5 protein-coding genes are annotated in these 5,052 nt (G+C 68.2%); 3 read left to right on the top strand and 2 right to left on the bottom strand.

Annotated elements, in window-relative coordinates; translation table 11 throughout:
- Nucleotides 1–33 precede the first annotated feature (33 nt).
- Nucleotides 34–582: a hypothetical protein gene (locus tag ACFXPK_RS32460; RefSeq protein ID WP_385006292.1), complete on the bottom strand. Its 549-nt coding sequence runs from the start codon at nt 580–582 to the stop codon at nt 34–36.
- Nucleotides 583–676: 94 nt separating this feature from the next.
- A complete protein-coding gene (locus tag ACFXPK_RS32465; RefSeq protein WP_385006294.1) occupies nt 677–916 on the bottom strand; it encodes a hypothetical protein in 240 nt (79 codons plus the stop codon).
- Nucleotides 917–1,130: 214 nt separating this feature from the next.
- Between ACFXPK_RS32465 and thyX the strand changes: the two genes are divergently transcribed.
- The 3 genes from thyX to ACFXPK_RS32480 all read left to right on the top strand — a co-directional run bounded on the left by thyX (nt 1,131) and on the right by ACFXPK_RS32480 (nt 4,890).
- On the top strand, nt 1,131–1,868 hold the full coding sequence (gene thyX, locus ACFXPK_RS32470; RefSeq protein ID WP_385006296.1) for an FAD-dependent thymidylate synthase: 738 nt from the start codon (nt 1,131–1,133) through the stop codon (nt 1,866–1,868).
- Between the two features lie 265 nt (nt 1,869–2,133).
- Entirely contained in the window at nt 2,134–3,033 is a 900-nt protein-coding gene (gene dapA, locus ACFXPK_RS32475) for a 4-hydroxy-tetrahydrodipicolinate synthase (protein WP_385006298.1), read from the top strand.
- A 171-nt stretch (nt 3,034–3,204) separates the two neighbouring features.
- Entirely contained in the window at nt 3,205–4,890 is a 1,686-nt protein-coding gene (locus ACFXPK_RS32480) for a ribonuclease J (RefSeq protein WP_385080742.1), read from the top strand.
- The last annotated feature ends 162 nt before the right edge of the window (nt 4,891–5,052 follow it).

The following is a 5,052-nucleotide window of genomic DNA, read 5'->3' on the forward strand; positions in this document are numbered from 1 at the left end:
CCATGGCCGGGCCCCGCCCTTCGTCGTCCTCGCTCAGGCGCCGCGGTACTCGTCGCCCCACGCCTCGACCGTGTCGGCCGCCCGGTCGAACGCCTCCGTACGGGACAGGAAGTCCGCGTTGTGGTCGGTGAGCAGCGCCAGAGGTTCACCCTGACGGCGTACGGCGACCAGTGCCTGCCCCTGCACCGTGCGGGGCAGCCCCAGCCAGCGCACCGGCTGCTGGACCGTACGGACGGCCGTCGCCTGGTTCCACGACAGGGTCGTCGTACGGAGCAGGCTCACGCGCCGTACCCCGTGGCGGCTCACCCACGCGCCGATCCGGAGCATGCGCAGCGCGATGGCGATGCCGACGGCCGCGACGCCCAGGCAGAACATCGCCCCGGACATCTCGCCGGCGAAGGCGGTGATCATCGCGGCGAGCAGAACGAACGAGGCCAGCAGCAGGAGCAGCGCGGAGGCCACCACCCGCCAAGGGCCCGGGCGGTACGGACGCCGCCAATGATCATGATCGTCGAAGGGCAGTGCGACATCGTCGGTGGTCGCGTCAAACGCCCGGTCGGCCGTCAGGAAGGGCAGGGGCACGACTGATCCTCACTCACAAGCACGCTCGATTGCTGTGCCCGGTGAGGTTATCGATCAGGCCCCCGCCCGGACCACCCCAGGGGGGCCGGATGTGTCAGCGGCCCTGTGATGCTTCCGACTGCTGACTGTGGCCGGACGACTGCTCCGTGCCGAGCGCCGGCATTCCGAGGAGCAGCGCACCGGTGAAACCGGCCGCGATGGTGAGTGCGATCAGCGTACGGCCCATGAGCTGCGAGGTGCTGGCGCGCTGTCTGGGCGGGGGAGTGACATTACTGCGGAAGCGGTCGGCCTCGGCGACGAATGTGAACGGGACGGCCTCTCGCCGGCGGAACATGGAGGGACTCCTCCTTGCGTCTTGTGCGGTCGTGGTGCGTAACGCCGCTGCTGTGTCGATTGCTACTTCCTAGGACGAACAACAGCGCCATTCGGTGCCCGAATTCCCCGGATTGGCCGAGGAACACCGACCGTGGCCGGCGCCGTCCGTCACTGTCAGTGCCGGGCCGTAGAGTGGGCGCCGCCCGAGCGACGCGAATGGAAGGACCCCGCCGGTGAGCGACACCCCCGCCGAGACCAAACCGAGCTTCCGCAGCGATGTCACCGTGGAGCTGGTGAAGCACGCCGCAGGCGACTCCGACGTGCTGTGGGCCGCGCGCGTCTCCACCGCAGGTGAGAACTCCCTCGAAGAGCTGTCGAAGGACCCCGAGCGTTCGAAGGGCCTCATCAACTTCCTCATGCGGGACCGCCACGGCAGCCCGTTCGAGCACAACTCCATGACCTTCTTCGTCAGCGCCCCGATCTTCGTCTTCCGCGAGTTCATGCGGCACCGCGTCGGCTGGTCGTACAACGAGGAATCCGGCCGCTACCGCGAGCTCCAGCCGGTCTTCTACGTCCCGGGGGACGACCGCAAGCTCGTCCAGCAGGGCCGCCCCGGCAAGTACGAGTTCGTCGCGGGGACCGAGGCCCAGCAGACCCTCACGCGGCGCACGCTGGAGAACTCGTACGTCCAGGCGTACGAGGCGTACCAGGAGATGCTGGCGGCGGGCGTCGCCCGCGAGGTGGCCCGCGCCGCGCTGCCGGTCGGCCTCTTCTCCTCGATGTATGCCACATGCAACGCTCGCTCGCTGATGCACTTCCTCGGGCTGCGCACCCAGCACGAGCAGGCGAAGGTGCCGTCCTTCCCGCAGCGGGAGATCGAGATGGTCGGTGAGCGGATGGAGGAGCACTGGGCGACGCTCATGCCGCTCACCCACGCGGCGTTCAACCTGAACGGCCGCGTCGCTCCGTAACCGGGCACAGCCCTAGGGCGGACTGGGCACCGGGGGCTCGTCCCGGGTCGCGGGACAGCCGCCCGGCACCCGTCGGCGACCCGTCCGGGGCACAGATGTACGGTCGGTGGAGTGAAGTGTCCGTATTGCGGCGTTTCGGGGAGTTCATCTACGCTGATCGAACGGACCCGGCACTGCCTGAACCCCCGAGCAGGCAGTGCCGGGCTCCTCTTGTCCCGTCCCCCAAGGGGACACGACGAGCTGAGCAGCGAGTAGCGTGTTACCCATGGCTCCGATCTCCACTCCGCAGACCCCCTTCGGGCGGGTCCTCACCGCCATGGTCACGCCTTTCACGGCTGACGGCGCACTCGACCTCGACGGTGCCCAGCGGCTCGCCGTCCATCTGGTGGACGCAGGCAACGACGGCCTGGTCCTGAACGGCACCACCGGTGAGTCGCCGACCACCAGTGATGCGGAGAAAGACCAGCTCGTACGGGCCGTACTGGAGGCCGTAGGAGACCGGGCCCACATCGTCGCCGGCGTCGGTACCAACGACACCCGGCACAGCCTGGAGCTGGCCCGCGCGGCCGAACGTGCCGGAGCGCACGGCCTCCTCGCCGTGACCCCGTACTACAACAAGCCGCCGCAGGAAGGACTCCTGCGGCACTTCACCGCCATCGCCGACGCAACCGGCCTGCCGGTGATGCTCTACGACATCCCCGGCCGCAGCGGTGTCCCCATCGACACCGAGACGATCGTCCGGCTGGCGCAGCACCCGCGGATCGTGGCCAACAAGGACGCCAAGGGCGACCTCGGCCGCGCGAGCTGGGCCATCGCCCAGACCGGCCTGGCCTGGTACTCCGGCGACGACATGCTCAACCTGCCGCTCCTCTCCGTCGGCGCGGTCGGATTCGTCTCCGTCGTCGGCCATGTGGTCACCCCGGAGCTGTGCGCCCTGATCGACGCCCACCTCACCGGTGACGTCCAGAAGGCGACGGAGATCCACCAGAAGCTGCTCCCGGTCTTCACCGGCATGTTCCGCACCCAGGGCGTGATCACCACCAAGGCCGCCCTCACCCTGCAGAAGCTGCCGGCCGGACCGCTGCGCCTGCCGCTCGTCGAACTGTCGGCCCATGAAACGGCCCAGCTCAAGATCGATCTGGCCGCGGGCGGGGTACAGCTCTAGTCACAGACTTCACAACTGAATACACGAAGACAACAGATCAAGATCGTGACCAGCGACCGACGGTCCTGGCCATGACCGACACGTCGGTCCACACAGACAACTGCAAGTGCACGAATGTCATGCGCGCCACGTGCCTCAGCGGTACGTGGCGCGTGTGGTGAGGAGAGTCTTTTGAGTCATCCGCATCCTGAGCTCGGCGCCCCGCCGAAGCTGCCCAAGAACGGCCTGCGCGTAACCCCGCTCGGCGGGCTCGGCGAAATCGGCCGGAACATGACGGTCTTCGAGTACAACGGCCGTCTGCTCATCGTCGACTGCGGCGTCCTCTTCCCCGAGGAGGAGCAGCCCGGCATCGACCTGATCCTGCCGGACTTCAGCACCATCAGGGACCGTCTCGACGACATCGACGGAGTCGTGCTCACGCACGGCCACGAGGACCACATCGGTGGCGTCCCGTACCTGCTCCGGCTGAAGCCCGACATCCCGCTGATCGGCTCCAAGCTGACCCTCGCGCTGATCGAGGCGAAGCTCCAGGAGCACCGCATCCGCCCGTACACCCTTGAGGTCACCGAGGGGCACCGCGAGCGCATCGGCCCGTTCGACTGCGAGTTCGTCGCGGTCAACCACTCCATCCCGGACGCCCTGGCGGTCGCCATCCGCACCCCCGCGGGCATGGTCGTCCACACCGGCGACTTCAAGATGGACCAGCTCCCGCTGGACCGCAGGCTCACCGACCTGCCCACCTTCGCCAAGCTCGGCGAGGAGGGCATCGACCTGCTGCTCTCGGACTCCACCAACGCCGAGGTGCCGGGGTTCGTCCCGCCGGAGCGGGACATCTCCAACGTTCTGCGCCAGGTCTTCGGGAGCGCCCAGAAGCGGATCATCGTGGCGAGCTTCGCCAGCCACGTCCACCGCATCCAGCAGATCCTCGACGCCGCGCACGAATACGGCCGGAGGGTCGCCTTCGTCGGCCGTTCGATGGTCCGCAACATGGGCATCGCCCGTGACCTGGGCTATCTGAGGGTGCCGCCGGGGCTGGTCGTGGACGTCAAGACCCTCGACGACCTCCCCGACCACGAAGTGGTCCTGGTGTGCACGGGCTCCCAGGGCGAGCCGATGGCCGCGCTCTCCCGGATGGCCAACCGCGACCACCAGATCCGGATCGTCCAGGGCGACACGGTGATCCTGGCGTCGTCCCTGATCCCGGGGAACGAGAACGCGGTCTACCGCGTGATCAACGGCCTGACCCGCTGGGGCGCGAACGTCGTCCACAAGGGCAACGCGAAGGTCCATGTCTCGGGCCACGCCTCGGCCGGCGAGCTGTTGTACTTCTACAACATCTGCAAGCCCAAGAACCTGATGCCGGTCCACGGCGAGTGGCGCCATCTGCGGGCCAACGCCGAACTGGGCGCGCTGACAGGGGTCCCCAAGGACCACATCGTCATCGCGGAGGACGGCGTCGTCGTCGACCTGGTCGACGGCAAGGCCAGAATCGTGGGCAAGGTCCAGGCCGGTTACGTCTATGTCGACGGCCTCTCGGTCGGCGACGTGACGGAGACCTCCCTCAAGGACCGCCGCATCCTGGGCGACGAGGGCATCATCTCGGTCTTCGTGGTGGTCGACTCGACCACCGGCAAGGTCGTCGGCGGCCCGCACTTCCACGCCCGAGGCTCGGGCATTGAGGACGCCGCCTTCTCGGCCGTGCTCCCCAAGGTGGAAGAGGTCATCGCGAGGTCGGGCTCGGACGGCGTGGCGGAGCCGCACCAGATCCAGCAGCTCGTCCGCCGCACGGTCGGCAAGTGGGTCTCCGACACCTACCGCCGGCGCCCGATGATCCTTCCCGTGGTGGTCGAGGTCTGACGGTTCGACGCGGTTCATGGAGCGGGGGGGGGGGGGTGTTGTTGTTTGGGCCCCCCCCCCCGCCGGTTAGGGGGCGGCGCAGCAGCCGGGGCGTGTTTAAAAAAAGAGACTCCGCCCCCGGAAGTGTGGTATTTAGTTAGGGGGGGGGGGGGTGTAATAATA

The organism is Streptomyces sp. NPDC059142 (assembly GCF_042755665.1).
In the GTDB taxonomy this organism is placed as follows: domain Bacteria; phylum Actinomycetota; class Actinomycetes; order Streptomycetales; family Streptomycetaceae; genus Streptomyces.